General features: G+C 70.6%; 22 protein-coding genes. 12 read left to right on the top strand and 10 right to left on the bottom strand.

What is annotated here, in order from left to right:
- Nucleotides 1-5: 5 nt before the first annotated feature.
- The 3 genes from AAIB33_RS09840 to AAIB33_RS09830 all read right to left on the bottom strand — a co-directional run bounded on the left by AAIB33_RS09840 (nucleotide 6) and on the right by AAIB33_RS09830 (nucleotide 2,100).
- Entirely contained in the window at nucleotides 6-263 is a 258-nt protein-coding gene (locus AAIB33_RS09840) for a helix-turn-helix domain-containing protein (protein ID WP_345803360.1), read from the bottom strand.
- 679 nt (nucleotides 264-942) lie between these two features.
- Nucleotides 943-1,281: an ATP-dependent DNA ligase gene (locus AAIB33_RS09835; RefSeq protein ID WP_345803359.1), complete on the bottom strand. Its 339-nt coding sequence runs from the start codon at nucleotides 1,279-1,281 to the stop codon at nucleotides 943-945.
- Between the two features lie 219 nt (nucleotides 1,282-1,500).
- Nucleotides 1,501-2,100: a short chain dehydrogenase gene (locus AAIB33_RS09830; protein ID WP_345803358.1), complete on the bottom strand. Its 600-nt coding sequence runs from the start codon at nucleotides 2,098-2,100 to the stop codon at nucleotides 1,501-1,503.
- Nucleotides 2,101-2,231: 131 nt separating this feature from the next.
- Between AAIB33_RS09830 and AAIB33_RS09825 the strand changes: the two genes are divergently transcribed.
- Nucleotides 2,232-2,759 (top strand): DUF2127 domain-containing protein, encoded by a 528-nt coding sequence (locus AAIB33_RS09825; RefSeq protein ID WP_345803357.1) that lies wholly within the window; start codon nucleotides 2,232-2,234, stop codon nucleotides 2,757-2,759.
- A 15-nt stretch (nucleotides 2,760-2,774) separates the two neighbouring features.
- On the opposite strand, the gene AAIB33_RS09820 is transcribed toward AAIB33_RS09825, so the two are convergent.
- Nucleotides 2,775-2,996, bottom strand: a complete 222-nt coding sequence (locus AAIB33_RS09820) for a hypothetical protein (RefSeq protein ID WP_345803356.1) — start codon at nucleotides 2,994-2,996, stop codon at nucleotides 2,775-2,777.
- A 282-nt stretch (nucleotides 2,997-3,278) separates the two neighbouring features.
- Here AAIB33_RS09820 and AAIB33_RS09815 point away from each other — a divergent pair, with 282 nt between their 5' ends.
- From AAIB33_RS09815 to AAIB33_RS09790, 6 genes are all read left to right on the top strand, one after another.
- The gene (locus AAIB33_RS09815) at nucleotides 3,279-4,700 is read left to right on the top strand and encodes an FAD-linked oxidase C-terminal domain-containing protein (protein WP_345803355.1); all 1,422 of its coding nucleotides are present in this window, start codon (nucleotides 3,279-3,281) and stop codon (nucleotides 4,698-4,700) included.
- Nucleotides 4,701-4,769: 69 nt separating this feature from the next.
- Nucleotides 4,770-6,431, top strand: coding sequence for an ABC transporter substrate-binding protein (locus AAIB33_RS09810; protein WP_345803354.1), 1,662 nt, complete (start codon nucleotides 4,770-4,772; stop codon nucleotides 6,429-6,431).
- Between the two features lie 73 nt (nucleotides 6,432-6,504).
- Nucleotides 6,505-7,527 carry an ABC transporter permease gene (locus tag AAIB33_RS09805; RefSeq protein WP_345803353.1) on the top strand — a complete coding sequence of 341 codons (1,023 nt, stop codon included), beginning with the start codon at nucleotides 6,505-6,507 and terminating at the stop codon, nucleotides 7,525-7,527.
- Nucleotides 7,524-8,369 (top strand): ABC transporter permease, encoded by an 846-nt coding sequence (locus AAIB33_RS09800; protein ID WP_345803352.1) that lies wholly within the window; start codon nucleotides 7,524-7,526, stop codon nucleotides 8,367-8,369. Before AAIB33_RS09805 ends, AAIB33_RS09800 begins: the two co-directional genes overlap by 4 nt.
- A gap of 17 nt (nucleotides 8,370-8,386) precedes the next feature.
- On the top strand, nucleotides 8,387-10,009 hold the full coding sequence (locus AAIB33_RS09795) for an ABC transporter ATP-binding protein (RefSeq protein WP_345803351.1): 1,623 nt from the start codon (nucleotides 8,387-8,389) through the stop codon (nucleotides 10,007-10,009).
- A gap of 27 nt (nucleotides 10,010-10,036) precedes the next feature.
- Nucleotides 10,037-11,242, top strand: a complete 1,206-nt coding sequence (locus tag AAIB33_RS09790; protein ID WP_345803350.1) for a PLP-dependent aminotransferase family protein — start codon at nucleotides 10,037-10,039, stop codon at nucleotides 11,240-11,242.
- A 20-nt stretch (nucleotides 11,243-11,262) separates the two neighbouring features.
- Here AAIB33_RS09790 and AAIB33_RS09785 read toward each other — a convergent pair whose 3' ends face one another.
- Complete coding sequence (locus tag AAIB33_RS09785) at nucleotides 11,263-12,087, bottom strand: zinc-ribbon domain-containing protein (RefSeq protein ID WP_345803349.1); 825 nt, start codon at nucleotides 12,085-12,087, stop codon at nucleotides 11,263-11,265.
- 193 nt (nucleotides 12,088-12,280) lie between these two features.
- On the opposite strand from AAIB33_RS09785, the gene AAIB33_RS09780 reads away from it, so the two are divergent.
- The 3 genes from AAIB33_RS09780 to AAIB33_RS09770 all read left to right on the top strand — a co-directional run bounded on the left by AAIB33_RS09780 (nucleotide 12,281) and on the right by AAIB33_RS09770 (nucleotide 17,818).
- Nucleotides 12,281-13,144, top strand: coding sequence for an SAM-dependent methyltransferase (locus tag AAIB33_RS09780; RefSeq protein WP_345803348.1), 864 nt, complete (start codon nucleotides 12,281-12,283; stop codon nucleotides 13,142-13,144).
- Nucleotides 13,145-13,297: 153 nt separating this feature from the next.
- On the top strand, nucleotides 13,298-16,234 hold the full coding sequence (locus tag AAIB33_RS09775; protein WP_345803347.1) for a S8 family serine peptidase: 2,937 nt from the start codon (nucleotides 13,298-13,300) through the stop codon (nucleotides 16,232-16,234).
- 186 nt (nucleotides 16,235-16,420) lie between these two features.
- The gene (locus tag AAIB33_RS09770) at nucleotides 16,421-17,818 is read left to right on the top strand and encodes a hypothetical protein (RefSeq protein ID WP_345803346.1); all 1,398 of its coding nucleotides are present in this window, start codon (nucleotides 16,421-16,423) and stop codon (nucleotides 17,816-17,818) included.
- A gap of 7 nt (nucleotides 17,819-17,825) precedes the next feature.
- Here the strand turns inward: AAIB33_RS09770 and AAIB33_RS09765 are convergent, their stop codons facing one another.
- The 3 genes from AAIB33_RS09765 to AAIB33_RS09755 form a co-directional block, all read right to left on the bottom strand.
- Nucleotides 17,826-18,194, bottom strand: coding sequence for an Lsr2 family protein (locus tag AAIB33_RS09765; RefSeq protein WP_345803345.1), 369 nt, complete (start codon nucleotides 18,192-18,194; stop codon nucleotides 17,826-17,828).
- Between the two features lie 91 nt (nucleotides 18,195-18,285).
- Nucleotides 18,286-19,137: a LuxR C-terminal-related transcriptional regulator gene (locus AAIB33_RS09760; protein WP_345803344.1), complete on the bottom strand. Its 852-nt coding sequence runs from the start codon at nucleotides 19,135-19,137 to the stop codon at nucleotides 18,286-18,288.
- 216 nt (nucleotides 19,138-19,353) lie between these two features.
- Nucleotides 19,354-19,962, bottom strand: a complete 609-nt coding sequence (locus AAIB33_RS09755; RefSeq protein ID WP_345803343.1) for a methylated-DNA--[protein]-cysteine S-methyltransferase — start codon at nucleotides 19,960-19,962, stop codon at nucleotides 19,354-19,356.
- A 220-nt stretch (nucleotides 19,963-20,182) separates the two neighbouring features.
- Between AAIB33_RS09755 and AAIB33_RS09750 the strand changes: the two genes are divergently transcribed.
- Both AAIB33_RS09750 and AAIB33_RS09745 read left to right on the top strand, forming a co-directional pair.
- Nucleotides 20,183-23,860, top strand: coding sequence for an AAA family ATPase (locus AAIB33_RS09750; RefSeq protein ID WP_345803342.1), 3,678 nt, complete (start codon nucleotides 20,183-20,185; stop codon nucleotides 23,858-23,860).
- Entirely contained in the window at nucleotides 23,847-24,038 is a 192-nt protein-coding gene (locus AAIB33_RS09745) for a hypothetical protein (RefSeq protein WP_345803341.1), read from the top strand. The genes AAIB33_RS09750 and AAIB33_RS09745 overlap by 14 nt, the downstream gene beginning before the upstream one ends.
- Nucleotides 24,039-24,043: 5 nt before the next feature.
- On the opposite strand, the gene mscL is transcribed toward AAIB33_RS09745, so the two are convergent.
- Entirely contained in the window at nucleotides 24,044-24,466 is a 423-nt protein-coding gene (gene mscL / locus AAIB33_RS09740; protein WP_345803340.1) for a large conductance mechanosensitive channel protein MscL, read from the bottom strand.
- 35 nt (nucleotides 24,467-24,501) lie between these two features.
- Entirely contained in the window at nucleotides 24,502-24,792 is a 291-nt protein-coding gene (locus AAIB33_RS09735; RefSeq protein WP_345803339.1) for an FmdB family zinc ribbon protein, read from the bottom strand.
- Nucleotides 24,793-24,806 lie beyond the last annotated feature (14 nt).

Below are 24,806 nucleotides of genomic sequence, written 5' to 3'. Positions count from 1 at the left end.
CGCCTTCAGCCCTCCCACGGATCCACGACATCCATGAACATCGGGTCGGGGTCTTCTTCGGCGATATCGACCGCGGCGTACAGATCGAGCGCGTTCAGCACCGCGATCACGCTATCGAGGCTCGCGCTTCCGGCGTGGCCTGACTCGAATCGCACCACCCACTGACGCGCTCGCCCGATGCGACGGGCGAGGTCCTCTTGGGTGAGCCCGAGGTCGGAGCGACGATCGCGGACGACATTCGCCCAGTCTTGTGAGCCATTCATCAACACCTGAAGCTCCCTGGATCAGTCAGCGTGTACGAGAAGCCAGACACTGTGGCATCTATACGAGGATTCTGACATCGGGGCAGGTGTACGTCAATGCGTACACCTGCCCCGGCGGTTTCGGCCGACGGTCTGAGCTGCCCGTCGCGAGGCAGTTCACTGGCCCGTTCGGGCGGCACAAGCATGTCGGGACTTGTATTTATCCGCTGACCTGGGAGTTTGAGAGTCCGGTGACGATGACGCGCTAACGTAAGGACGTGCACCTGCCGATACTGCGCATGTTGCTAAGTGATTCTTCCTGCAGTTGCGATTTGCTTAGCAATGTGCTCAAGTGGAGGTATTCGGAACTTGACGGCTCACAGGCCGGCTCATCCGGCTTCTGCGAACCCCGGAAACACGCGGATTTTGCCCACATTTTGCCCTCGTTCTCTGTGAAGCCACCTGTTTCCCGACGTCACTCGATGTTGTAGACTTCTCAAAAACCCGCGTAATTCCGCGATATATGCCGTTAGATGCAATTGAGCATAATGCTCAATTTCGGATTCGAGTCCCTCCAGGGGCGTTAGTTTCAAATGCGTCCGTACGATGTCGACCCGAGGCAAAATCCGCGTTGCGCTGAACACGCGGACCCAGCCCGCCGCACCTGCCGGCTATGCCGCTGCAACAAGCCCGTCGCCGTTCACCCGATGAGCGAGTCCACCGAGACCACCTCATGCTCCGCCATCGCCGGCTCCGGCACCAGGTACAGCCCCGACGCCGAGTTCGCGACGAGGGCGAGGGCCTCCACCCAGGCGGAGTTGAGCCGAGGCGGCCGGCCGCCGTAGTACTTGTAGACGAGCGCGCATCGGGGGTGCATCCAGACCGTCGTCCGGCCACCCCCGATGCTCGCGTCTTCACGCCACGAGAAGAAGAACGACTCGCCTCGCCGGAGTTTGGTGCCGATCACGAGCTGCAGATGCGCGAGCGCCCTGTCGTCGATGTCGACCCTGATGGAGTTCTCGTACGTGAGCTTGCCCATGACGCGGCCTTCACCTCGTGCCGGTCGTGCTCCGGGGGCAGGATCTCGCGGATCGGTCTGCATCCATCGGGCGACTCCGGTTCTCGCTCAAGAGGCCAGCGACGAGACTGCCCGGCCGCCTGTCCGCGACCTGGTTCGCAATCTACTCAGCCGTTCGTCAGCCGCAATTCGCTATCCGCAAGGCGCAAGCGCCGGGCGTGTCCGGATCCGTGACGGCCGTCAGACCGAGAACACCCGCCCCGTCTCCACACCCTCGACCGCGCGGATGTACGCCTGCACCACGTCGGCCGCGGGCACCGGGACGAAGCCGGGGAAGCTCGAGTGGTAGGACTCCGCCTCGAGCAGGACGTTGGGGCTGACCGCGTTGATGCGCTGATCCTGGGGGAGTCCGGTCGCGGCGGCGATCACGAAGGAGTTCAGCGCCCCGTTGACGGCGGAGGCCGCAGCCCCGGTCGCGACGACCTGGTCGGCGAGCACCCCGCTCGTCAGGGTGAACGAGCCGCCCGCGCTGACGTGGGCGTGACCGAGCGTCACGAGCGCGATCTGGCCGAGCGCCTTGTCGGTGAGACCCGCGCGGAAGTCGTCGACCGTCAACTCGGTGAAGGGCTTGAACGGCACGACGCCGGCGGCCGCGACGACAGCATCCACCGTTCCGATCCGCTCGTACAGCGACGCGATCGAGTCGATGTCGAGGAGGTCGACCTGCTCGCCGCTCGACCGGGACGCGCGCACGATCTCGTGGCCGCGGGCCTCGAGCTCGGACGCGACGCGACTGCCGATGAGGCCGTTCGCTCCGACGATCAGAACGCGCTTCGACATGGATGCTCCTTCAGGCTGGATGATCAGTGTCCTCTCAGCAATCAGACGCGGTACGGATTCATTCCGATCAGGATCGAGACCGAGAATGCGACTGCGCACGACCGCGCACGGCGAAGGAGAAGGGGGAGTGGATGCCTCCCCGCACGCGCGATCGAGTGCTCGACCTCGTCTTCCTCCTCGGCGTGCTGTTCAAGGGCATCGACGGGCTCGTCGAACTCATCGCGGGCGTCGTGCTGCTGATCCTCACGCCCAGCCAGCTCCTCGACCTCGCGCACGCGCTCACAGCGGGGGAGCTGGCGCAGGATCCGCACGACATCCTCGCGAACCTCGTGCTGCACGGCATCCAGCACCTGGATTCCGCGACGGCGACCTTCGTCGCGCTGTATCTCCTGCTGCACGGCGTCGTGAAGCTCGCGATCGTCGCGGCGCTGCTGCTCGGCACGCGTCGCATCTACCCCTGGGCGATCGGGGCGCTGCTCGCGTTCCTCGTGTTCCAGGTGTACGAGCTGATCGTCCATCCGACGATCACTGTCGTGCTGCTGACGCTGTTCGACGCGCTCATCATCGTGCTGACGTGGCGCGAGTGGCGCAACGACCGCACTTTCCGCGAGACGATGCGCAGCACCCTGGACTGGGTGCTCCGGCGCCCGGCCGCGTGAATCTCCGCGCGCGGTTCAGCTCGCGGCGGAGAGCGCCTTCGCCTCGGGCGCGAGGCGCTGCTTCGCGCCGCGCTCGACGAGGACCGGCACGAAGTCGCGCACCTTGGCCTCCGTCATCGACAGGTGCACCTCGCCGACGACTTCGGCGACCCGTTCGCGCGTGAGATCGGGGTATTTCTCGGCCAATCGATCGACGATCTCCTCCACGGCGACGTCTTCGTTGATCTCGGCGGCCATGAGGTGCTCCTGCCTGCAGACGGGGTTCCGAACGAGGTTACGCCTCGAGGACGAGACCGGTAACGGGACAACCGGTTCTCTCGCCCGCGGCGGGTGACGTGCCCGCCGGCCGATCCACAGCACGCAAGCGCATGACGCCGCATGACGGCATGCGACGAGACGTGACGCTCTTCGACGGGCCGTGACGCGCAGCCGGGCGACGTGGTCGCGATCTCTCCTACCTTCTGGGGAAGCCGCGGAGGGGACCCTGCTCCGCACGGATTCCCCACGAAAGGCAGCCCCATGGCCGCGCCCGCTTCCGTCAGCGACCCCGCCCGCACGAGCGCTCTCAGCGCCGTGCTGGACGACCTCGCCGCGTCGCTCCCGCACCTCGAGGTGATCGCGCCGTCGGCCGAGACGGTCGCCTATCTCGATGACGCCGCGACGCGGCATGCGCGGAGGGATGCCGCATCCGGCCCCGCCGTGGCGCTCCCGTCCACAGCGGACGAGGTGCAGGAGGTCGTCCGCACCGCGGCGCGCCACGGCGTCACGATCGTTCCGCGCGGCGCCGGCACCGGCCTGTCGGGCGGAGCCTCGGCATCCCGCGATCAGCTCGTCGTCTCGACCGAGCGACTGAACCGCATCGTCGAGGTCTCTCCGCTCGACGAGGTCGCGGTCGTCGAGCCGGGCGTGCTGAACGCCGCGCTCAACGAGCACCTCGCCCCGTGGGGCCTCTTCTACGCGCCCGACCCGGCGAGCTACGAGATCTCGACGATCGGGGGCAACGTCGCGACGAATGCGGGCGGCCTCCGGTGCGCCAAGTACGGCGTGACGCGCGAGTCGGTGCTCGCGCTCGACGTCGTCCTCGCCGACGGAGAGCTCCTCACGATCGGGCACCGATCCATCAAGGGCGTCACGGGGCTCGACCTCGTGTCGCTGTTCGTCGGCTCGGAAGGCGTGCTGGGGATCGTCGTGCGCGTGACGGTGAGGCTGCGGCCGATCCCCGTCGCGCGGCGGACGGTGTCGGCGTTCTTCGACACGACCGAGGCCGGAGCATCGGCGCTCGCCGCCATCACGCGCAGCCCGGTGCGACCAGCCGTCATCGAGTTCCTCGACGGCCGCACTCTCGCCAACATCGATCGGCACCGCGGCACGACCCTGACCGCACGGGGTGGGGCCCTGCTCCTCATCGAGCTCGACGGCTACGGCATCGACGAGCAGTTCGGCGACCTGCGCGAGGCGCTGCACGCCGTCGGCGGGCGGGTGACGGCCGAGACCGATGCCGACGGCGAGGCCCTCTGGGCTCTGCGCCGCGGCGGCCGCGGCTTCGACGAGCGCTCGTGGTTCGCGGGCGGCGACATCGCCGTGCCGAAGTCGCGCATCCCCGACGTCTACGCGGCGCTTCCCGAGCTCGAGCGCCGGTTCGGCGTCGAGATCGGCTCGGTCGCGCACGCGGGCGACGGCAATCTCCACCCCGTCATCACCAAGCCGATCCCCGACGGCGCCGACCCGCTCTCGCCGCCCGCCGAGCTGCACGACGCTGCCGACGAACTCGTGCGCCTCGCACTGGCGCTGGGCGGAACCGTGAGCGGCGAACACGGCATCGGCACCGTCAAGCGCGAGCTCGCAGCCCTCGAGCTCTCGCCCCGCAGCCGTCAGGCGCAGCTCGCCGTCAAGGCCGCCTTCGACCCCTTCGAGCTGCTCAACCCCGGCAAGGCCCTCTGATCCTCGAGACCGCCCTGTCTCGACCCCCTCGGCGCCCGGCGCCGCCCTCACCTCACAGCAAGGAAAGAAATGATCCTCCGCACCAGACACACGTTCCGACGCGCCGCGCTCGCCGCCGCCGCCGCGGCCGCGACCATCGCCCTCCTCGCCGGCTGCGCGGGCGGCGGCACCCCGCAGGCCAGCGGCGCCTCGGACGAGCCCAAGGACGGCGGCGACATCACGTTCCTCATCGACTCGCTCGGCGCCACCTGGATCCCCAACTCGAGCTCCATCTCGAGCTACCAGGGCAACGTCTGGGGCGAGATCACCGACAAGCTGATCTACGTCGACCCCGACGGCAAGCTGAGCCCCTGGGTCGCCGAGAGCTGGGACCAGAACGACGCCGCGACCGAGTTCACGATCCACCTCAAGGACGGCGTCACCTTCTCCGATGGCACGCCGCTGGATGCCGCGGCCGTCGTCGCCAACATCGATGTGTGGGCGAAGGGACAGCCCGACAAGGGCATTGCCCGCATCGGCCTGTTCCCGTCCGCCAACTACGTCGGCGCCGAGGCCGTCGACGACTCCACCGTCAAGGTCACCTTCTCGAAGCCGACGCTGAGCTTCATTCCGACCCTCGGGTACCACGGCTCGATCCTCATCTCGCCGAAGACGCTCGCCCTCCCCGCCGAGGAGCAGGCCGATCTCTCGAACGACATCGGCAGCGGACCCTTCGTCGTGAAGTCGTGGAAGGAGGGCGACAACGTCGTCCTCGCCAAGCGCGACGACTACAGTTGGGGCCCGGAGGCCCTCGGCCACACCGGCCCGGCGTACCTCGATTCGATCACGTACAAGATCGTCGCCGAGCCCACGCTGCGCACGGGATCGGTCGAATCGGGACAGGCGGATGTCGCGTACAACGCGTCGCCCCAGGAGCTGGATGCCTTGAAGGATGAAGGCTTCGTCGTCGGCGTGCCGCGCTACCTCGGCTTCGCCAACGGCTATGCGCTCAACGTCACGACGGCGCCATTCGGCGACAAGGCCGTCCGACAGGCCTTCTCGCACGGCATCGACCGCGACGAGATCCTCTCCACCGTCTACACCGACGACTGGCACGCGGCCGAGACGTTCGTGCAGAGCAACGTTCCCGAGGCGACCGACCACACGGATGCCTTCGCGTACGACCCCGACAAGGCCGAGGAGCTCCTCGACGACGCCGGCTGGGTGAAGGGGGCGGACGGCATCCGCGAGAAGGACGGCCAGCAGCTCGCGGTCACGCTCTACGCCAACCCCTACCTCGCCACCTCGAAGGCGATCGACGAGCTCGTCGCCCAGCAGCTCGCGAAGATCGGCTTCAAGATCGACATCGAGGCGTACGACGTCGTCACGTACGGCCAGAAGGTCATCGGCAACAAGACGCTCGCCGCGAACGAGATCACCCGCAGCTTCGTCGACATCGGCACGATCCCGGGGGTTCTCACCGCGAGCAACCCGGGCGACGAGGACTGGTTCAAGGTCGGCACGAGCGACGCGACCCTCAACGACCTGGCGGCGCAGGTCTCGTCGGCCACCGACACCGACTCGCGCGCGAAGACCTTCGACGAGCTGCAGCAGTACGTCCTCGAGCAGGGCTACTTCGTGCCGATCACGCAGATCGTGCAGCGCATCTACGTGCAGACGCCCGACCTGAAGGACGTCACGTACAACGGCCTCGCCTACGCGAACTACTACACCGCCTGGCTCGACCGCTGACCCCGTCGGGGCGCCGCTTTCACAGGAGCGCGGCGCCCCGGCATCCCCTCCTGTCGATCGTGAGGATGCCGAGATGAAATCCCCCTACGCGCGCTTCGCGCTGTCGCGCACGGCGCAGGCGGTCGTGGTCGTGCTGCTCGCCTACGTGTTCACGTTCATCGTGATCAGCGTGCTGCCCGGCGACCCCGTGTCGAGCACGCTGAAGAACCCCGACAACGGCTTCACGCAGGACGAGATCGACAAGATCGTCGCCTACTACGGCCTCGACGAGCCGCTGCTTGCGCAGCTCTGGACCTCTCTCACACGCTTCCTCACGGGCGACTTCGGCATCTCGCTGCGCTCGAACCTGCCGGTGCGCGACCTCATCGCGCAGGCGCTGCCCTCGACGCTCATCCTCGCCTCGACGGCCCTCGTGGTCGCCATCGTCCTCGCGGCGCTCATCGCGTGGGGCACGCAGGTGCTCCCGGCCAAGTACGGTCAGGGCGTGCCGCGGGCGCTCCCGTCGCTCTTCCTCTCGGTGCCGAACTTCGTCATCGGCCTCCTCCTCATTCAGGTCTTCGCCTTCGGGCTCGGACTCTTCCGGATCATCGACTCGGAGAGTCCTTGGTCGACGTTCTTCGCGGCCATCGCGCTCGGCATCCCGGTGTCGGCGCAGCTCGCGGAGGTGTTCATCGCCAACCTCGACCACGAGTCGCGGCAGGAATACGTCGCCGTCGCCCGCTCGCAGGGGCTGCGTCGCACGCGCGTGTTCGCGAAGCACCTCGTGAAGCCCTCGGCGCTGCCGACCGTCACGGTGCTCGCGCTCATCGTGGGGGAGCTGCTCGGCGGGTCGCTCATCACGGAGTCGATCTTCGGACGCACGGGCATCGGAAGCCTCGTGCAGAGCGCCGTCGCGAGCCAGGACCTGCCGGTGCTGCAGGCCGTCGTGTCGCTCGCCGCCGTCGTCTTCGTCGTCGTGAACCTCGTCGCCGACCTCGCCTACCCGCTCCTCGACCCGCGCGTGAGCCTCGAGCGCGCGCTGCGGTCGCGTGCCGTATCGCCCGCCGCCGATCAGCCCATCCATTCCCCGCTCCAGGAGGAGGTGAGCGTCATATGACCGGCGCCGCACTCACGGTCCGCCGCCCGGTCGTCGCGACCCGCGCATTCGCGACCGCCGTGCCCCCGACCGTCGTCCTGTCGTTCCTCGCGCTCGCCCTCGTGCTCGCGTGGGCCGTCGTGCCGTCGCTGTTCACGTCGTACAGCCCGGCGGTCGGCGTTCCCGCCGACAAGTTCCTGCCGCCGAGCCTCGTGCACTATTTCGGCACCGATCAGCTCGGACGCGACCAGTTCGCCCGCGTCGTCTTCGGCACGCAGTCGTCGGTGCTGAGCGCGCTCGTGGCCGTGGTGATCGGCGTCGTCGCCGGCGGCGCGATCGGCCTCATCGCCGGCTTCTTCAGCGGCTGGACGGATGTCGCGCTCGCCCGCGTCGTCGACGTCCTGCTCGCCATCCCGAGCTTCCTCCTCGCGGTCGTCATCGTGAGCTCGCTGGGGTTCCAGACGATCAACGCCGCGATCGCCACGGGCGTCTCGGCGGTCGCCGTCTTCGCCCGCGTCATGCGGTCGGAGGTGATCAAGACCCGCCGCGCCGTCTTCGTCGAGGCGTCCGCCCTCCAGGGAGGATCGCGCGGCCACATCCTCTTCCGCCACGTACTGCCCAACGCCTCGCGGTCGGTGCTGACCCTCGCCGTGCTGCAGTTCGGTCTGTCGATCCTCGTGATCGCGGGGCTCGCGTTCCTCGGCTACGGCGACCCGCCGCCCGCGTCGGACTGGGGTCTGCTCATCTCGTCCGGCAAGGACTATCCCCGCGCGCCGTGGCTCGTGTTCTTCCCCGCGCTCGTCACGGTCGTGACGGTGCTCTCGATCAATCGCCTCAGCCGCTGGCTGCGCAAGACCTCCTGACGTCGAAGGACTGTGACATGACGACTTCCGAGCTCCTCCGGGTCGACGGCCTCTCCGTCTCGTACGGCTCGACCCAGGTCGTGTTCGACGCCGGCTTCGCCCTGGCCCGCGGCGAGAGCCTCGCGCTCATCGGGGAATCCGGATCGGGCAAGTCCACGATCGCCCGCTCGATCCTGCGGCTGCTTCCCGACGGCGCGCGTGCCTCGGGGTCGGTGCTCTTCGAGGGCACCGACACGCTCGCGCTGTCGGAGGCCCGCTTCCGGCCCCTGCGGGGGCGGAAGATCGGCTTCGTGCCCCAGGATCCGGCCAACGCGCTCAACCCCGTGCGGCGCATCGGCGCGCAGGCGCACGAGGCCGCTGCGCTCGTCGAGCCGCGCGATGCCCGGGCCCGCCGGCTCCTCATCCTCGACACGTTCGAGAAGGTCGGCCTGCACGATCCGCAGCGCGTCTACGACTCGTACCCGCACCAGCTGTCGGGAGGGATGCTGCAGCGCGTGCTCATCGGTCTCGCGCTGATCCCCGCCCCGGCGCTGATCGTGGCCGACGAGCCGACGAGTGCGCTCGACGTGACGATCCAGAAGCGGATCCTCGATCTGCTGACCGAGCTCCAGACGGACCGCGGCATCGGGCTGCTCCTCATCACGCACGACCTCGCGATCGCGGGGGAGCGGACCGACCGCATCGTCGTGCTCAGGGACGGACGGGTTCAGGATGCCGGGGGCACGGCCGACGTGTTCGCGCGGCCCGCATCCGACTACACCCTGCGCCTGCAGGGCGATGCGCCCGCCCTCAACCCCTCGCGGTACAGCGGTCTCCGCGGGCTGCGACTGCCGGTCGTCGGGGCCGCCGCTCCCAAGATCGAGGTCGCGGGGCTGACGAAGTCGTTCGATGGGGGAGCGGTGAAGGCGCTCGACGACGTGTCGTTCTCGGTGCCCGCCGGCACGACCCACGCGCTCGTCGGGGAGTCCGGCTCCGGCAAGACGACGGCGCTGCGCATGCTCCTGGGGCTCGAGCAGCCGGACGCCGGCACGCTCCTCGTGGACGGGCAGTCGGTGGTCGGGCGCACCGCCGACGACGTGCGCAGCATCCGTCGCCATCTGCAGCTGGTGTACCAGAACCCCTTCACGTCGCTCGACCCCGCCTGGCGCGTCGGCACGATCGTGCGCGAGCCGCTCGAGCGGTACCGGGTCGGCTCGCGACGGGAGCGCGCGACGCGCGTCGCGGAGATGCTCGACGCCGTCGGCCTCACGGCCGCCCATGCGCGTCGTCGTCCCGCCGAGCTGTCCGGTGGCCAGCGTCAGCGCGTCGCGATCGCCCGCGCGCTCGTGCTCGAGCCCGATGTGATCGTGCTCGACGAGCCGACGAGCGCGCTCGACGTGAGCGTGCAGGCCGACATCCTGGAGGTGCTCCTGAAGCTCCAGGCCGAGCGGGGCCTCACCTACCTCTTCGTGTCGCACGACCTCGCGCTCGTGCGACAGGTCGCCGACACGGTCTCGGTGCTCCGCCGCGGGAAGGTCGTCGAGTCCGGAACGGTCGACCGCGTCTTCGCGGCCCCCCGGGAGGACTACACGGTGTCGCTGCTCTCGGCGATCCCGCGCCCCGACGTCCGCGCCGACATCGAACTCGCCCGCACCGCGTAACCGCGACGACACCCACCGGAGCATGACATGACCATCGACACCCTCCCCGCCCTCGACCGGCGGACTGCGCTCGTCTCCGCCTTCACGGCGCCGAAGGGATTCGGCGACCAGACCCTGCGCGACCGCCGAGCCGACGCGATCGAGCTGCTCGGCGGCATCCCGGACCCGAGCGTCCTTCCCGCCCGGGAACTGGCGGAGGCGACTGCCCGCGTGCTCGGCCAGCCGGGTCTTCCGGCGCTGCAGTACTCGCGCACGGAGGGCATCCCGGCGCTCCGGGAGTGGATCGCGGCCCGCGAGGGCGTGCCCGTCTCGCGCATCATCGTGACCAACGGCGGATTCCACGGCCTGGCGCTCTCGATCCAGGCGACCGTCGAACGCGGCGACCTCGTGGCCGTGGACAACCCGATCTTCCCGCTCTTCCTCCGCGGGCTCGAGCTGTCGGCGGCCGAGACGCTTCCCGTGCGCGTCGGCCGCGAAGGGATCGACCTCGAGGAGCTCGGCCGACTGCTGGCCGAGGGGGCGCGGCCGGCGGCGCTCTACACGGTGCCCGACTTCCACAACCCGACACAGGGGTCGCTGTCGCTCGAGGGCCGCCGCGAGCTCGTCCGTCTCGCCGAGCACTACGGCTTCGTCGTGTTCGCCGACAACCCGTACCGCGAGCTGCGGTTCACGGGCGCCGCGCCGGAGGAGGAGCCGTTCAACCACTCCGAGCGGGTCATCCACGTCAACACGTTCACGAAGACGCTCGGCCCTGGCCTGCGGCTCGGCTGGGTGGTGCTGCCGGAGTCGCTCGTGTCCGACATCGTCGCGCTGCGCAGCCGCCAGGACTCGCACTCGTCGACGTTCGTGCAGGCCGTCGTCGCCGACCTGCTCACGACCGACCCCGACCTCTTCGATCGCACCCTGGACCGCGCCCGGGCGCTCTATGCCTCGCGGGCGTGCACGCTCGCCGAGGCGCTCGAGCGCGAAGCGCCCGGCGCCTTCGACATCGAGGTGCCCGCCGGCGGACTCTTCCTGTGGCCGCGGCTGCGCGACGACAACGTCGAGGCGGACCGTCTCGCCGTCGACGCGAGCGCGGAGGGGGTGGACTACCAACGGGGGTCGTTCTTCCCGTCGGGACCGGGAACGGATGCCGCCCGCCACCTCCGCCTCGCGTTCGGCGACACGTCGGAGGAGCGCCTCGCCGAAGCCGCGGCCCGCCTCGGGCGCGCGCTGCGGCGGCAGCGGGGCTGACCGCGCCGGCACCCGGATCGTCACGTGAGGTACGCGTCGACGAGGAGCGGACCGCGGATGTCGCGGAAGACGTCGATCAGCTTGTCGACGCCCGTCTTGCCGAGCGAGGAGAGCTGCAGGTCGTACGGTCCGAGCTTCTCGAGCCTGCCGGTGCGGATGCGCACGACCTCCCAGTGGGCGGCCCGCAGCGTGCGGTCCTTCCGGCGGTCGGCATCCTCGCGCGTGCCGAGATGCTCGAGCCCGAAGCGCCCGATGCTGTCGTACTCCACCGCGATGCGCAGCTCGGGCAGCAGGATGTCGGGCCACACCTCGACGTGGTCGAAGAACGGGCGCCCCACGCGCACGGCGTTGACGCCCGTCGTCGTGACGATGCGCGCGACGAGCTCGGCGCGCAGCTCGGCCTCGACCGCCGATGCCGGCTTCGGTGCGCAGTCGCTCGCGAACGCCTCGCCGACGGGCAGATCGGGCGTCTTCCCGCACAGCTCGCGCCGCGGCTTCGGCCGCTTCGCCGTGGGCTTCCCGGCGGGCTGTACGCGGGGCGGCACCGCGAGCAACGCGCACTCCGGGCACCACGCCGACCGCCGCCGCTCGCGCCCGGGTCGCGCCCGCTGCTCGGTCGGGGTCGCCGCGAACAGGTGGCCCGCCTCGCACTGCCAGAGCAGGAGCACGTCAGCCGCCGGCGGGATCTGCGTCAGCGTGATGCCGGCGTTGAGATCGGGGTGGTACTGCCGGATGAGCGCCGGGTAGGCGGCCCACGCCTCCCGGTACGTGCCGATCTCGTACGGCACGTCGAGGCCGCGCGAGAACTGCCTGCGCGCCCACCACGCCTCGACCCGTTCCGCCATGCCGGCACCCTACGCGCGACATCCGACACCGACGTCGCTCGTGCACAGGCGCGGACCGAGTCGCACGACACGCCGCCGCGCGAGCGGCGGAGCAGCGTGTCGACGGCGGCTGTCCGCCGCTGTGCGCACGCCCCGAATCCGCCGCCCGCGAACGGCGCCGCGCGACGCCTCGCGACCCGACAGAATGGCCGGGATGTCCTCCCAGATCCACGGGGTCGGCACGACGGCGGTCGCCGTCGCGGCGGCGCGCGCCCTCGAGTCGACCCGCCCCGACGCCCTCGTGCATGATCCGTGGGCGGCGACGCTGGTCGCAGCATCCCGAATCGACGTCCCGTACCCCGCGAGGTGGCCCGACGACCTCGCCGCCGTGCCACCGCTCGAACAGTCCCTGCTCCTCGGCTCGCTCTACATCGGCCTGCGCACCCGCTTCATCGACGACGAGTTGGGCGCGGGCGGACTGCGCCAGGTCGTGATCCTCGGCAGCGGCCTCGACACGCGATCGTGGCGACTCGACTGGCCCGAGGACACGACAGTCTTCGAGCTCGACACCGACAGCGTCGTCTCGTTCGTCGGCGCCGCACTCGTGAGCCCGCCGCGGGCGAGGCGGGTGCCCGTCGCGGCGGATGTGACCCAGCCGTGGGCGGCGAACATCGTGGCGCACGGGTTCCGCCCCGCGGAGCCGACGCACTGGGTGCTCGAAGGTCTCCTGCCCTACCTTTCGGCGCACGACCAGGCGGCCGTGCTCGACGACGTCGCGCACCTCTCCGCGCCGGGCTCGCGCGCCGTCATCGAGCGGGCCGTGCCTATCGAAGACACACCCGACGCCCGGGAGAGACTCGCGACCTTCGCGCAGGCGACGGGCCTTCCGATGGACGAGGTGCTCTCGCGGGCCGATCCGCCCGACCCGGCCGGTCTGCTCGCCGCGGCCGGCTGGGCGGCTGACAGCACCACGATCACCGACCTCGAACGCCGGTACGGTCGCGCGATCCGGATCGGCGATTCCGCGACGCCGAGCTCGCGCGGCGGCTTCGTCACCGCACACCGCCCGCGCCGCTGACGGACGACGGCCCGCGTCGGGTCGCATTGCGCGATCGCCGCGCGCGGTGCCATGCTCTGGTCAGCGCCGCGCCCCAACGCGACCTGCAGCACCACCGCACCATCCGCACCACCGCTCCACCCTCGCGATCGTTCCGTTCGAGACAGGAGTGCGATGTCTGTGTCGCCGTCTGCCCTTGCCCGCCGCGCTGCCCTCGCCGTCGGCACCGCCATCGCCCTCGTCGCCACCGCGCTCGCCGGACCACCCGCCGCACTCGCATCGGCGACGACCGCGGCGCCGGCAGCGGGGAGCTACATCGTGCGGCTCGATGCCCCGGCGCTCGCGACCTACGCCGGCGGAATCCAGGGGCTCGCCGCCACGGCGCCCGCCTCGGGCGAGCAGCTCGACGTGCTCACCGAAGCCGCCCGCCGCTATCGCGCCTACCTGACGGAGGCGCAGAGCCGCATCGCCGGTCTCGTCGGCGCGACGATCGCCTACTCCTATACGGCGGCCCTCAACGGTTTCAGCGCGAAGCTCAGCGCCGCGCAGGCCGCCGCCCTCGCGGCGCTGCCGGGCGTGGCCGAGGTCGACGCCGACGAACTCCGGCACGTCGACGTCACGACGGGGACGGACTACCTCGGCGTCCCCGACACGTGGTCGCTGGTCGGGGGAGTGGCGGGAGCCGGCAAGGGCGTCGTCGTCGGCGTCGTCGACACCGGCATCGCGCCCGAGAACCCCTCGTTCGCCGGCGCGGCCCTCACCGCGACGCCCGGCAGCGAGCCCTACCTCGTCGGCAACGACGTCGTGTTCACGAAGAAGGACGGCGGCACCTTCCGCTCGGCCCGCGTCACCGGCCCGCAGTGGGATGCCGGCGATTACTCGACCAAGGTGATCGGCGCCCGCTTCTACGCGACGGGCTTCGGCGATGTCGCGTCGAGCGATCCGAAGTCCCCGCGCGACGTCGAGGGCCACGGCAGCCACACCGCGTCCACGGCGGCGGGCGACAGCGGGGTGACGGCGCGGGTGACGGATGCCGCATCCGCGACCATCTCGGGAGTCGCTCCCGCCGCCAAGCTCGCCGTGTACAAGGCGTGCTGGAGCAACCCCGACGGGGACGGCGGCTGCGCCTCCTCCGACCTCGTCGCGGCGATCGACCAGGCCGTCGCAGACGGCGTCGACGTCATCAACTTCTCGATCGGCGGCGCTCCGTCGGCCACCCTCTCGCCGGAGGACCACGCCTTCCTCGGCGCGGCGTCCGCCGGCGTCTTCGTCGCGACGGCAGCGGGCAACTCGGGGCCGGGCGCCACGACACTCGACCACGCCTACCCCTGGTACACGACGGTCGCGGCGAGCACGCTGCCGTTCGACGTCTCGACCGCGTCGATCTCGACGGGCCTGCCGGTTCCCGGCGCGAGCACGACGGTCGTGGATGCCGTGACCGCGCCCCTCGTCTACGCGGGGGACGCCGGCTCGGCACTGTGCAGCCCGGGCGCCCTCGACGCGAGCAAGGTCAGCGGCCGCATCGTCGTGTGCGACCGAGGCGACATCGCCCGCACCGACAAGTCCGCCGCGGTCAAGACGGCGGGCGGTGTCGGCATGATCCTCGTCAACACCCAGCCCGATTCGCTCGACCTCGATGCCCACTCGGTGCCGACGATCCACGCGCAGTCGGACTACCGGACGCCGTTGATCGCCGCGGCTCGCACGGCGGGTGCGACGGCGACCCTGTCGGCGACGAACCCGACGGGCTACAGCCCGCCTGTTCCCCAGGTCGCCGGCTTCAGCTCCCGCGGTCCGGTGGTGGCCGACGACGCCGACGTGCTCAAGCCGGACGTGGCGGCGCCCGGGACGGGCGTCCTCGCCGCCATCCAGAACGGGTCCTCGGGACAGGCGCAGTACGCCTTCCTGTCGGGAACGTCGATGGCGTCGCCGCACGTCGCCGGGCTCGGTGCGCTCTACCTCAGCCTTCGTCCTAAGGCGCTGCCCTCCGACATCCGCTCGGCGCTCATGACCACGGCGAAGAACACGCTCAACGCCGACGGAAGCGTCAACGCGGATCCCTTCGCGCAGGGAGCGGGACAGGTGCAGGCGCGCGTGTTCCTCTACCCCGGCCTCCTGTACCGGAGCACGCGCGCCGACTGGATGTCGTTCCTCGCGGGCTCGGGATACTCCATCGAGCCGGCGCCGGCGATCGATCCGAGCGATCTCAATCAGGCATCCATCTCGATCGGAAGTCTCGCCGGCACGCAGACCGTGACCCGCTCGGTCACCGCCCTCACCGCCGGCACGTACACGGCGTCGGTGAGCGGGCTTCCCGGTGTCACGGCGACGGTGTCGCCCGCGACCCTCACACTCGCCGTGGGGGAGACGAAGTCGTTCACGGTCACGCTCACCCGCGGCTCCGCCGCCGCGAACACCTGGTCGACCGGTGCCCTCACCTGGAAGGGCGCGGGCAAGACCGTCCGATCGCCGATCGCCGTGCGGCCGACCGTCATCGACGCCCCCGACGAGGTCACAGGCGCGGGGCAGACCGGATCGACGACGGTGCAGGTGCGAGGCGGCGCATCGACATCCGTCGCCCTCGCGGCATCCACTCTCAACAAGAGCACGTACCTCAAGAACTCGGCCGGCACGGCGAAGGGCGCGTCCGGCGTCATCGCGACGGGACAGCAGGTGGCGTACACCTTCAGCGTCGGCTCGGGCACCAAGGTGACCCGCATCAGCCTCGAGTCGTCGGCGGATGCCGAGCTCTGGGTCGCCGCGACCCGCACGTACCTCGGAGTGGTCCCCGTCGGCGACCCGTATGCGGCATCGTCGTACGGGCCGAACGAGACGCTCGACATCGTCACGCCCACCGCGGGAACGTACATCATCTACGTCGTCGCCGACCGGGCCGCGGCGGGGACGACCTTCAACCTGTGGGCGACGAACGTCAAGAGCGGAGGATCGACACTCACCGTGTCGCCCTCCACCCTCCCGCTCACCCCCGGCGTCGCGGCGTCCTACACGGCCGCGTGGTCGGGCCTGCAGGCGAACTCGCGCTACGTCGGGTATGTCAACAACGGCTCGTCCGCGAACCGCACCTTCGTCACCGTGAAGACCTCCGGATGACGAGACAGGGGACCGCACCGCGAAATCCACGCCCTCTGAATGCGTGACGCCCCCGAAACCTGGGGTCGATAAACTGCGGCCAGGTCGCGCCCTGATGTGCGGTGCGATCCCTCGCCTATCGAGGGAGCGAGATTCGCATCCCGCCTCCGCCGGCACGACCGCCCAGGTCGACGTGAGGAGTGCGCGGTGGATGACGGCGAAGCAGGGCTGACGAGGCGAGGACTGCTCCGCACGGCGGGATGGGGACTTCCGCTCGCCGCCGCCGCGACGGCGGGCCTGCTGGTGCCGTCCACCGCCCGGGCACTCCAGAGCCCGCCCGCGTACGCGAACCCGCGGCCCCTGCGCAACGACCTCGGACTCATGGCGACTCTCTCGCTGCAGCCGGGGCAGACGTACAAGGGCACGGTGCCCATCACCGTCCAGTTCGATCCGGGTGTGCCGACGCCGTCGTCGGTCACGATGACGCTCGGCCGGTTCACTCGCCAGCTGAAGCGAGTGGGCACGACGAGCCTGTGGTCGGGCGATCCGTGGGACACGACGAAGCGCCTCGCGGCCACCGACACGGCGTCGCCGAGCAACTTCTGCGCGTGGGTCCGGGCGGACGCGGTCATCGGCGGAATCAAATACTCGTCGGCGAGCTTCAGCGTCTACACCGGCAACTACTCGTACGGCTCGCTGGCCGCGAAAGGCTGGGTGGACTCGTCCGCCTGGGCGGCCGACTACTCCTCGTGGAACGCCTGGCTCGGCTCGTTCGCCGCGACCCCGTACGGCGTCAAGTACGCGAAGCTCGTCGACGACCCGGCGCGCCGGGGACGCAAGGCGATCAAGGTCGCGGTCCCGGACAGCGCCCGGTTCGATTCCGATCAGCCCACGAACTCGCCTCGCTTCCAGGCGCAGCAGCCCGCCATGGAGTCCGGGACGGGATTCTTCGAGGGCCAGGAGTTCTACGTGGGCTTCTCGGTCTACGTGCCGAAGGTGGATTCGAGTGCCGCCGGATCAGGAGGGTTTCCGAGCGTGCGACTCTCCGATCCGAATGACACCAATCTGCATATCGCGATCTTCCAGATGTACGGACCGCAGGCGACGAGCCCGACGCAATATCCTTCGGGTCGCGGGGCGATCACCATCATCGACGCCAATCGCACCGCGGATTCCGACCCCATCGACCGATTCCACATCGAGGCGAATCAGCTCAACGGGGGCGATCCGAGATCACTCGTCGATTTCGGCTACAACCGAGGGGCGTGGACCGACATCGTCCTCGGATTCCGGATGTCGGCCGACGTCCGAAAAGGGTGGATCGAGGTGTACCTCAACCAGGGGGGCTACTCGTCCGTGCAGCCTGTCACTCTTTTCGGCGGCCTCACCCGGCTGCCGCGCGTCTCCGCGTGGCCGGACACCTCGACGCCCGCCGTTCCGGCGAGCTACGTCGACGGAAAGCTCGTCACGGGCGGCTCGCGCCGTCACCGCACCGACATGCAGATCTACCGGTCTCCGACCGCGTACGACGAGGTCACCCTCCTGCACACGGCGCACCGCGTCGGGCCGTCGCCCGAAGCGGTCGATCCCAAGTCGTACGCGTGATCCAGCGTCAGTGGGCTGCTTCGTAGGCTTCGAGGACGGATGCCGGCACTCGGCCGCGCTCCGAGACGGTGTAGCCGTTCGACTTCGCCCACTCGCGGACGGGACCGTAGTCCTGCTGACCGGTGCGGCGGCGCTTGCGACCACCCTGCGAGGACGACGAGCCCTGTGAGCGGCTCGCCGCGCGCGACGACGACACGGAGCGCGCGGCGTCGACATAAGGGGCGAAGGCGGCGCGGATCGCCGCCGCATTCTCGTCGGAGAGGTCGATCTCATAGGCGATCCCGTCGAGCGAGAAGAGGACGGTTTCACCCGTTCCGACTTCCAGGACGCTGCCGTCCAGGTCGTCGACGAGTTGATGCACGATTCTGCGGGCCATGAATGCGACATTACGCCGATCGCACATTCCGCACTATCTGAGCGGTGGATGCTGGGGGAATTCCGATTCTTCCCGTGAATGCGGATTCGATTCAGGCGAGAAGTCCGGCGCGGCGGGCTTTCGCCACGGCGGCATGGCGTGTGGACACGTCGAGTTTCGCCATCGCCGACTGCAGATACGACTTGACGGTCATCTCCTTGAGCGAAAGAGTCGCGCCGATCTCGGCATTCGTCGCGCCGAGCGCCGCACACGCGAGCACGTCGATCTCACGCGGAGCGAGCCGCACGTCGAGCTCGAGGCTCCCGTCGCCGTCGGACGAGAGGGCCGCGAGGCGATGCTCGATGCGGTGCAGGCGCTCACGGATGCCGGCATCCTCGACCGTCGCCGCGATGCTGCGCAGCTCGGCGTACGTCTCGCGCAGCTCCTCGCGGGCGGCGGTCGTGACCGCGGCGGGCGTCGGGGCGGGTGCGGCGTGAAGCCTCCGGTCGACCTCGTCGCGCACCCGCAGCTCGGTCGCGAGTTCGTCGGCGATGCGGAAGGCGGGCGCGGCGATGGCGTCGTCGACCGGCGCGGCCGACCACGAGCCGCAGTAGACGACGCCGCGCGTGCTCTCCCCGACGACGATGGGCACGGCGATGAGGGTCGCGATGCCCTCGCCGAGCACGGCGCCGTCGTAGTCGTGGGTGATGCCGCGGGCGGAGCGGTAGTCGACGGCGAGGCGGGCACGACGTTCGAGGAGGGCACGACCGCCGAGGCCCCGGCCGGCGTGGACGACGAGCCCCTCGAGGCTGCGCGTGCGAGCGCCGGCGACGGCGCTGACGTGGATCGCGTCGTCGCGCGCGAAGCCGCCGAACGCGACGGGGAAGCGGGTGCGGCGCACGAGATCGCCCACCGCACGCTCCATGAGCTGGGAGTCCGATTTCGAGCCCACGGGTGCGACCACGCACAACCTGCTTCCGGGGTGACGGCGACGACGCCGTCCGCGATTCGTAGGCGTCGACTTTATCACCGGCGGTGCACGGCGCCGGGGGCTCGGGCGCAACGGCCGGCCGGCGGGCTCGCACGGGGACCACGCCGCGGGCTCGAAAGGCTCGAGCGTGGACAGCCCCGCCCCGGCCGGACTCGGGTGGATCCGGCCGGGGCGCGCCGCGCGGACGGCCTACTCGTCCGCGGCCTGGGGAGCGCCGACGGGCTCGGAGTCGAGGTCGTCAGCAGACGCCGACGCGCCGACCGGCGCCGGTGGAATCGCCACCGTCAGCTCGCCGGCCGTCTCGCGTTCGAGGTCAAGCAGGAAGCGCTTCAGCTCCGGTCGTCCGCCGTACTCGCCGAGCGACCCGTCGGCACGCACGACGCGGTGCACGGGCACGACGATCGAGAACGGCGTCGTCGCGCACGCCGTGCCGACCGCGCGGGCCGCCCCCGGACTGCCGGCCGCGATCGCGACCTCGCCGTACCCGGCGGTCTCGGCGTAGGGGATGTGGCGCACGGCCTCGAGCGCGTCGCGGCGGAAGCCGTTGACGAGTCGCCAGTCGAGCTCGACGTCGAAGTCGCGGCGCTCACCTTCGAAGTACTCGTCGAGCTGGCGGTCGACATCGCCGCCGGCCTCGTCGTCGGGGACGGGGAGCGCGTGCAGCATCGTCGCGACGCGCGCCAGCTCGGCGTCGAGCGGGCCCTCGAACGGGTGGAGTGTCACAAGGCCTTCGGGGGTCGCGACGATGAGGATCTCTCCGACGGGGGAGGGGTGCACGCGGAACGTGATGTCGGTCATGCGACCATCCTCCCGCCGCCCGGCGACGCGCCCGCGGGCGGCCGCGCAGGCTGTGCACAGCATCCCGATCCGACCGCCTGGGGAGGAACGGCTGATCACTCGGCGTGTCGGCAATACGGCGAAACTCGGACGGGGATGTCCTGTCGCACCCCACCGGGCGCATACCCTGGCACGTGTGTGGCGAGCAGAAGGAAGCGCCGTTGTCGGCGCGGAGGATCCCGTGCCCGCGGCACCCGTGACCCCCGGTGACCTCGGAGTCGCGGAACCGGGGGTGACCGTCGTGCACATCGCGCAGTCCGAGCGAGACCGCCTGCGACGCGAGATCGCGCTGCTCGGCGGCCGGTCGACGCTTCTGCACTACATCGACGTCACAGACGCGGGCATCGAGATCACGAAGGCGCATCCCGGGAGCCTCCCGCAGTTCATCACCGGGCGCTCCACCCTCCTCTCGAACCTCTTCCGCGACGAGGTGGCCCTGCGCAACGCGCGACTCGCCGCCGAGCGGCTGACGACCAAGAACGTCGAGCTGCGCACCGCGCGCGGCCTGGATGCCGTGCGGCTCGGAGTGGGCCTCGCGACGTGGCGTGTCGGAGGGATGTCGTGCACGGCGCCCGTGCTCCTGCGGCCGCTGGCGATCCGCCGCCACCACCGCGACTTCGAACTGAAGCTGCACGGCTCGTTCACCGTCAACCCCGAGCTCGTGCGTGCGCTGCGCACGCACTTCGGCATCGAGGTCGACGGCGTGGCGCTCGCCTCGCTCGCGTATGACGCGGGCGTCTTCAAGCCGCAGCCCGTCATCGATCATCTGCGCGCGCTCACGACGGCGGTCGACACGTTCACCGTCACGCCGCGGCTCGTCGTCTCGAGCTTCGCCGACGTCGGCGCGGCGATGGCCCGCGATGCGGCCGACCTCGATCACACGATCCTCAATGCACTCGCGGGTCACGCCGACGACCGTGAGCGGCTCGCGATCCGCCGGGACACCCCGCCGTGGACGAGCCCCGACGACCGGGCTCCGGCATCCGACACCCTCCTCCTCGACGCGGATGCCGAGCAGGAGCGCGTGCTGTCGCGCATCGCCGACGGCCAGTCGCTTGCGGTGCACACCCTGCCCGGCACGGGCGGCACCCAGACCGTCATCAACGCGATCGGCCGGCTCGTGCACGACGGCAAGCGCGTCCTCGTCGTGAGCGCTCGCCGCTCGACGCTCGAGGGCGTGCGGCACCGGCTCGCGGGGATCGGCCTCGGCGGACTCGCCGTCTCGCCCCGCGACCTGCAGCGCGACCTCATCCGCGCGATCGGCCGAAACGAGAAGGCCGAGCAGCCCAAGGTCTCCGACATCGACGACGCGCTCGTGCGTCTGCGCGGCGTGCTCCGCGACTACCGCGGCGCGGTGACGCGCCGGCATCCCGGCCTCGACGTGTCGATGCTCGACATCCTCCGCCGCCTCGCGACGATCACGACGCAGCATCCCGCCCCCGAGACGGCCGCCCGCTTCGACATCGCGACCCTCGAGAAGCTCGCGTCGAGCCGTAAGGAGGCCGCGGCCAAGCTCGCCGCCGCCGCGCGGCTCGGCGAGTTCCGGGTCGGACCGGGCGAGTCGCCCTGGTACGGCGTGACGTTCGCGACGACCGAGCAGGCGCGCTCGGCGCACGGGCTCGCGGCGAACCTGCACCGGCAGACCCTGCCGAACCTGCTCGAGCGCTCGTACGAGCTCATCGCGCAGACCCGCATGCGCCCCTTCCGCACGATCACCGAGCTCGGCGAGTACCTGCGCCTCCTGCAGGGCATCCGCGACTCGCTCGACAAGTTCAGCCCGACCGTGTTCGAGCGTCCGCTCGACGAGCTCATCCAGGCGCACGGCACCCGTCGCGACGCGCCCGAGATGAGCGGCACGCGCCGCCGCCATCTGCGCCGCCTCTCGAAGGAGTACGTGCGCCCCGGCGTGCACATCGCCGACATGCACGAGGGGCTCACGCGGGTGCGGCAGCAGCGCGCCGAGTGGCAGCGGCACGTCGACGTGGGGGTCGTCCCCGAGGTGCCTCTCGGCCTGTCCGACGTGCACGTCGCGTGGCAGCGCGTCGAAGCCGACCTCGGCGAGCTCGACACCATCCTGCGCCGGTCGCCGTCCGACCGCCTGGCCACGATCCCGATCCCCGAGCTCGTGCGTACGCTCGCGGGTCTCGCCGCCGAGTCCGAGGTGTTCGACAACCTCGTCGAGCGCGCGACCCTGCGCACGGAGCTTGCTGCCCTCGGCCTCGAGCCGCTGCTCATCGAGCTGTCGGTGCGGCATGTGCCCGAAGACCGTGTCGGCGCCGAGCTCGAGTTCGCGTGGTGGCAGTCGGCGCTCGAGCACCTGCTGCGCAGCGACCGGGCCCTCCTCGGCGCCAACACCGCCGTCGTCGACCGACTGGAGCGCGACTTCCGTCTCGTCGACGAGGCGCATGCCGCGGCATCCGGCCCCCTGCTCGCCGCCCAGCTGGCGACGCAGTGGCGCATCGGCATCGTGGATCACGCGGACGAGGCGGCCCGCCTCAAGCAGGCCCTCAAAGAGGGGGTGATGGATGCCGCGGCCCTCACCGCCGCTGCGCCCGCGCTCCTGCGCACCCTCGCGCCGGTGTGGCTGGCGTCTCCCTATGACGTGCCCGCGATCCCCGACGAGCCGTCGTTCGACGTCGTCGTCATCGCCGACGCGGGTGCGCTGTGCCTCGCGGAATCCGTGCCGGCCCTGCGGCGCGCCCGGCAGATCGTCGTCTTCGGCGACCCCGTCACCCAGAAGCCGACGCCGTTCCGCGTCGCGGCGGGATCACCGCCCGACGATCCGGAGGACGAGCCCTTCGACGAGACGAGCGTCTTCGAGCGCCTCGCCGAGCTGCTCCCCGTCGAGACGCTCACGCGCAGCTACCGGGCCGGCGGCGAAGACCTCGCGCAGCTCGTCAACGACGCGTTCTACGGGGGAGAGCTCGTCTCGTTCCCCTGGGCGGGCTCGTACCTCGGGCGCGGAAGCCTGAGCGTCGACTACGTCGAGGGCGGCCACGGCGCCCCCGATCCCGTCACGGGAGCCGTCGAGAGCCCCGACGCCGAGGTGAACCGGGTCGTGACGCTCGTCGTCGAGCACGCCGTCAACCGGGGCTCGGAGTCGCTCATGGTCGTGACCGCGAGCGCCAAGCACGCCGAGCGCGTGCGGGCCGCGGTCGACGCGGCGTTCGCCGGCCGCTCCGACGTCGCCGACTTCGTCTCGCGGGACACCGCCGAACCGTTCGCCGTCCTCACCCTCGAGGAGTCGGTCGCCGAGAGCCGCGACCGCGTGATCTTCTCGCTCGGCTTCGGCCTCACACGCCACGGCCGCGTGCTCAGCGACTTCGGCGACCTGTCGACCCCCGACGGCGACCGCCTCCTCACGGTCGGGATGACACGCGCTCGGCGCTCGATGGTCATCGTGTCGTCGATCCGGCCCTCGGCGTTCGACGACGGGCGGCTCGACTACGGCGCCGCGACCCTCATGGGCGTCCTCGGCGGCGTCGCCGCGCGTTCCCGCGAAGCCCGGCTGGAAGATCTCGCCGACCCGCTCACGCGCTCGCTCGCGCACGAGCTGCGCGCGCTCGGCGTCTCGGTCGACGTGCACTACCGCGGCATCCTGCCCCTCGTCGCCCAGTACGACGGCAAGGCCGTCGTCGCCGAGAGCGACCCCGAGACGATCGGCGAGTCGCTGCGCGAGTCCCTCCGCCTGCGGCCGCAGATTCTGCGGCGCCTCGGCTGGCACTATGTGCGCGTGCACGCGTTCGATCTCTACAGCGACCCCGCCGGTGTCGCGGCGCGCATCGCCGCGCTCCTGGGCGTCGCGCCCGAAGCCGCGTCGGCTCAGGCCGACACGCAGCCGTTCGATGTCATCGAGTGACCGCCAGCGGGTCGAGCGAGTGCCCGGCGCCCGCCGCGCGAAGCTGACGCCCGCGCCCGACACGAGCGCCGAGCCGGTGCCCGCCGACGAGTCGATGGATGCCGCGGCCGAGGCATCCCGAACCGATCAGGGCCCGAACGACGAGCGCCTGCGCCGGGATGTCCCGCCGCACTACTGACGCGGCTACGCCCGGGGCGTCGGGGACTGCTTCTCGAGCAGGTCGCGGATCTGGATGAGCAGCTCCTGCTCGGTCGGCAGCGACGGCTCGTCGGGCTCGCCGATGCCGCGACGCGCCTCCTGGCGCTCCTTCAGACGGTTCATCGGGTAGACGAACACGAAGTAGACGACGACCGCGACGGCGACGAAGTTGATGATCGCGCCCACGATCAAACCCCAGCTGAAGATCGTCGTGCCGCCCGTCAGCGTGGGCACCTTCCAGACGAGACTGTTGAGGCTGTCGGCCTGGAAGACGAGAGCGATCAGAGGATTGATGAGCCCGGCGACGATCGCGTTCACGATGCCCGTGAATGCCGCGCCGATGACGACGGCGACCGCGAGGTCGATGACGTTTCCGCGGAGGATGAACTCCTTGAAGCCCTTGATCACGTGATGCCCCTCACTGTCTCCGGCTTCCGCCGGCCCTACCCCGCAGCGGCGGGCGAGGCCTTCGCCTCCGACTTCGATCCTGTCGAAGATGAGGAGGAGTCGCCACCCGACGACGAGGTCGACGACGAGCCGGACGACTCCTTCGGCGTGCTGCGCGAATCGGTGCGGTAGAAGCCCGAGCCGTTGAAGGTGACGCCGATCGAGCCGTACTCCTTGCGGAGCTGGCCGCCGCACTCGGGGCACTCGGTGAGGGCGGGGTCCGCGAAGGACTGGACGGCGTCGAAGCGGTGTCCGCACTGCTTGCAGGCGTAGGCGTAGGTCGGCATGGTGCTTTCTCGGG

The organism is Microbacterium sp. AZCO, from assembly GCF_039614715.1.
Classification (GTDB): Bacteria; Actinomycetota; Actinomycetes; order Actinomycetales; family Microbacteriaceae; genus Microbacterium.
This window is presented reverse-complemented; position numbering and strand designations above follow the sequence as displayed.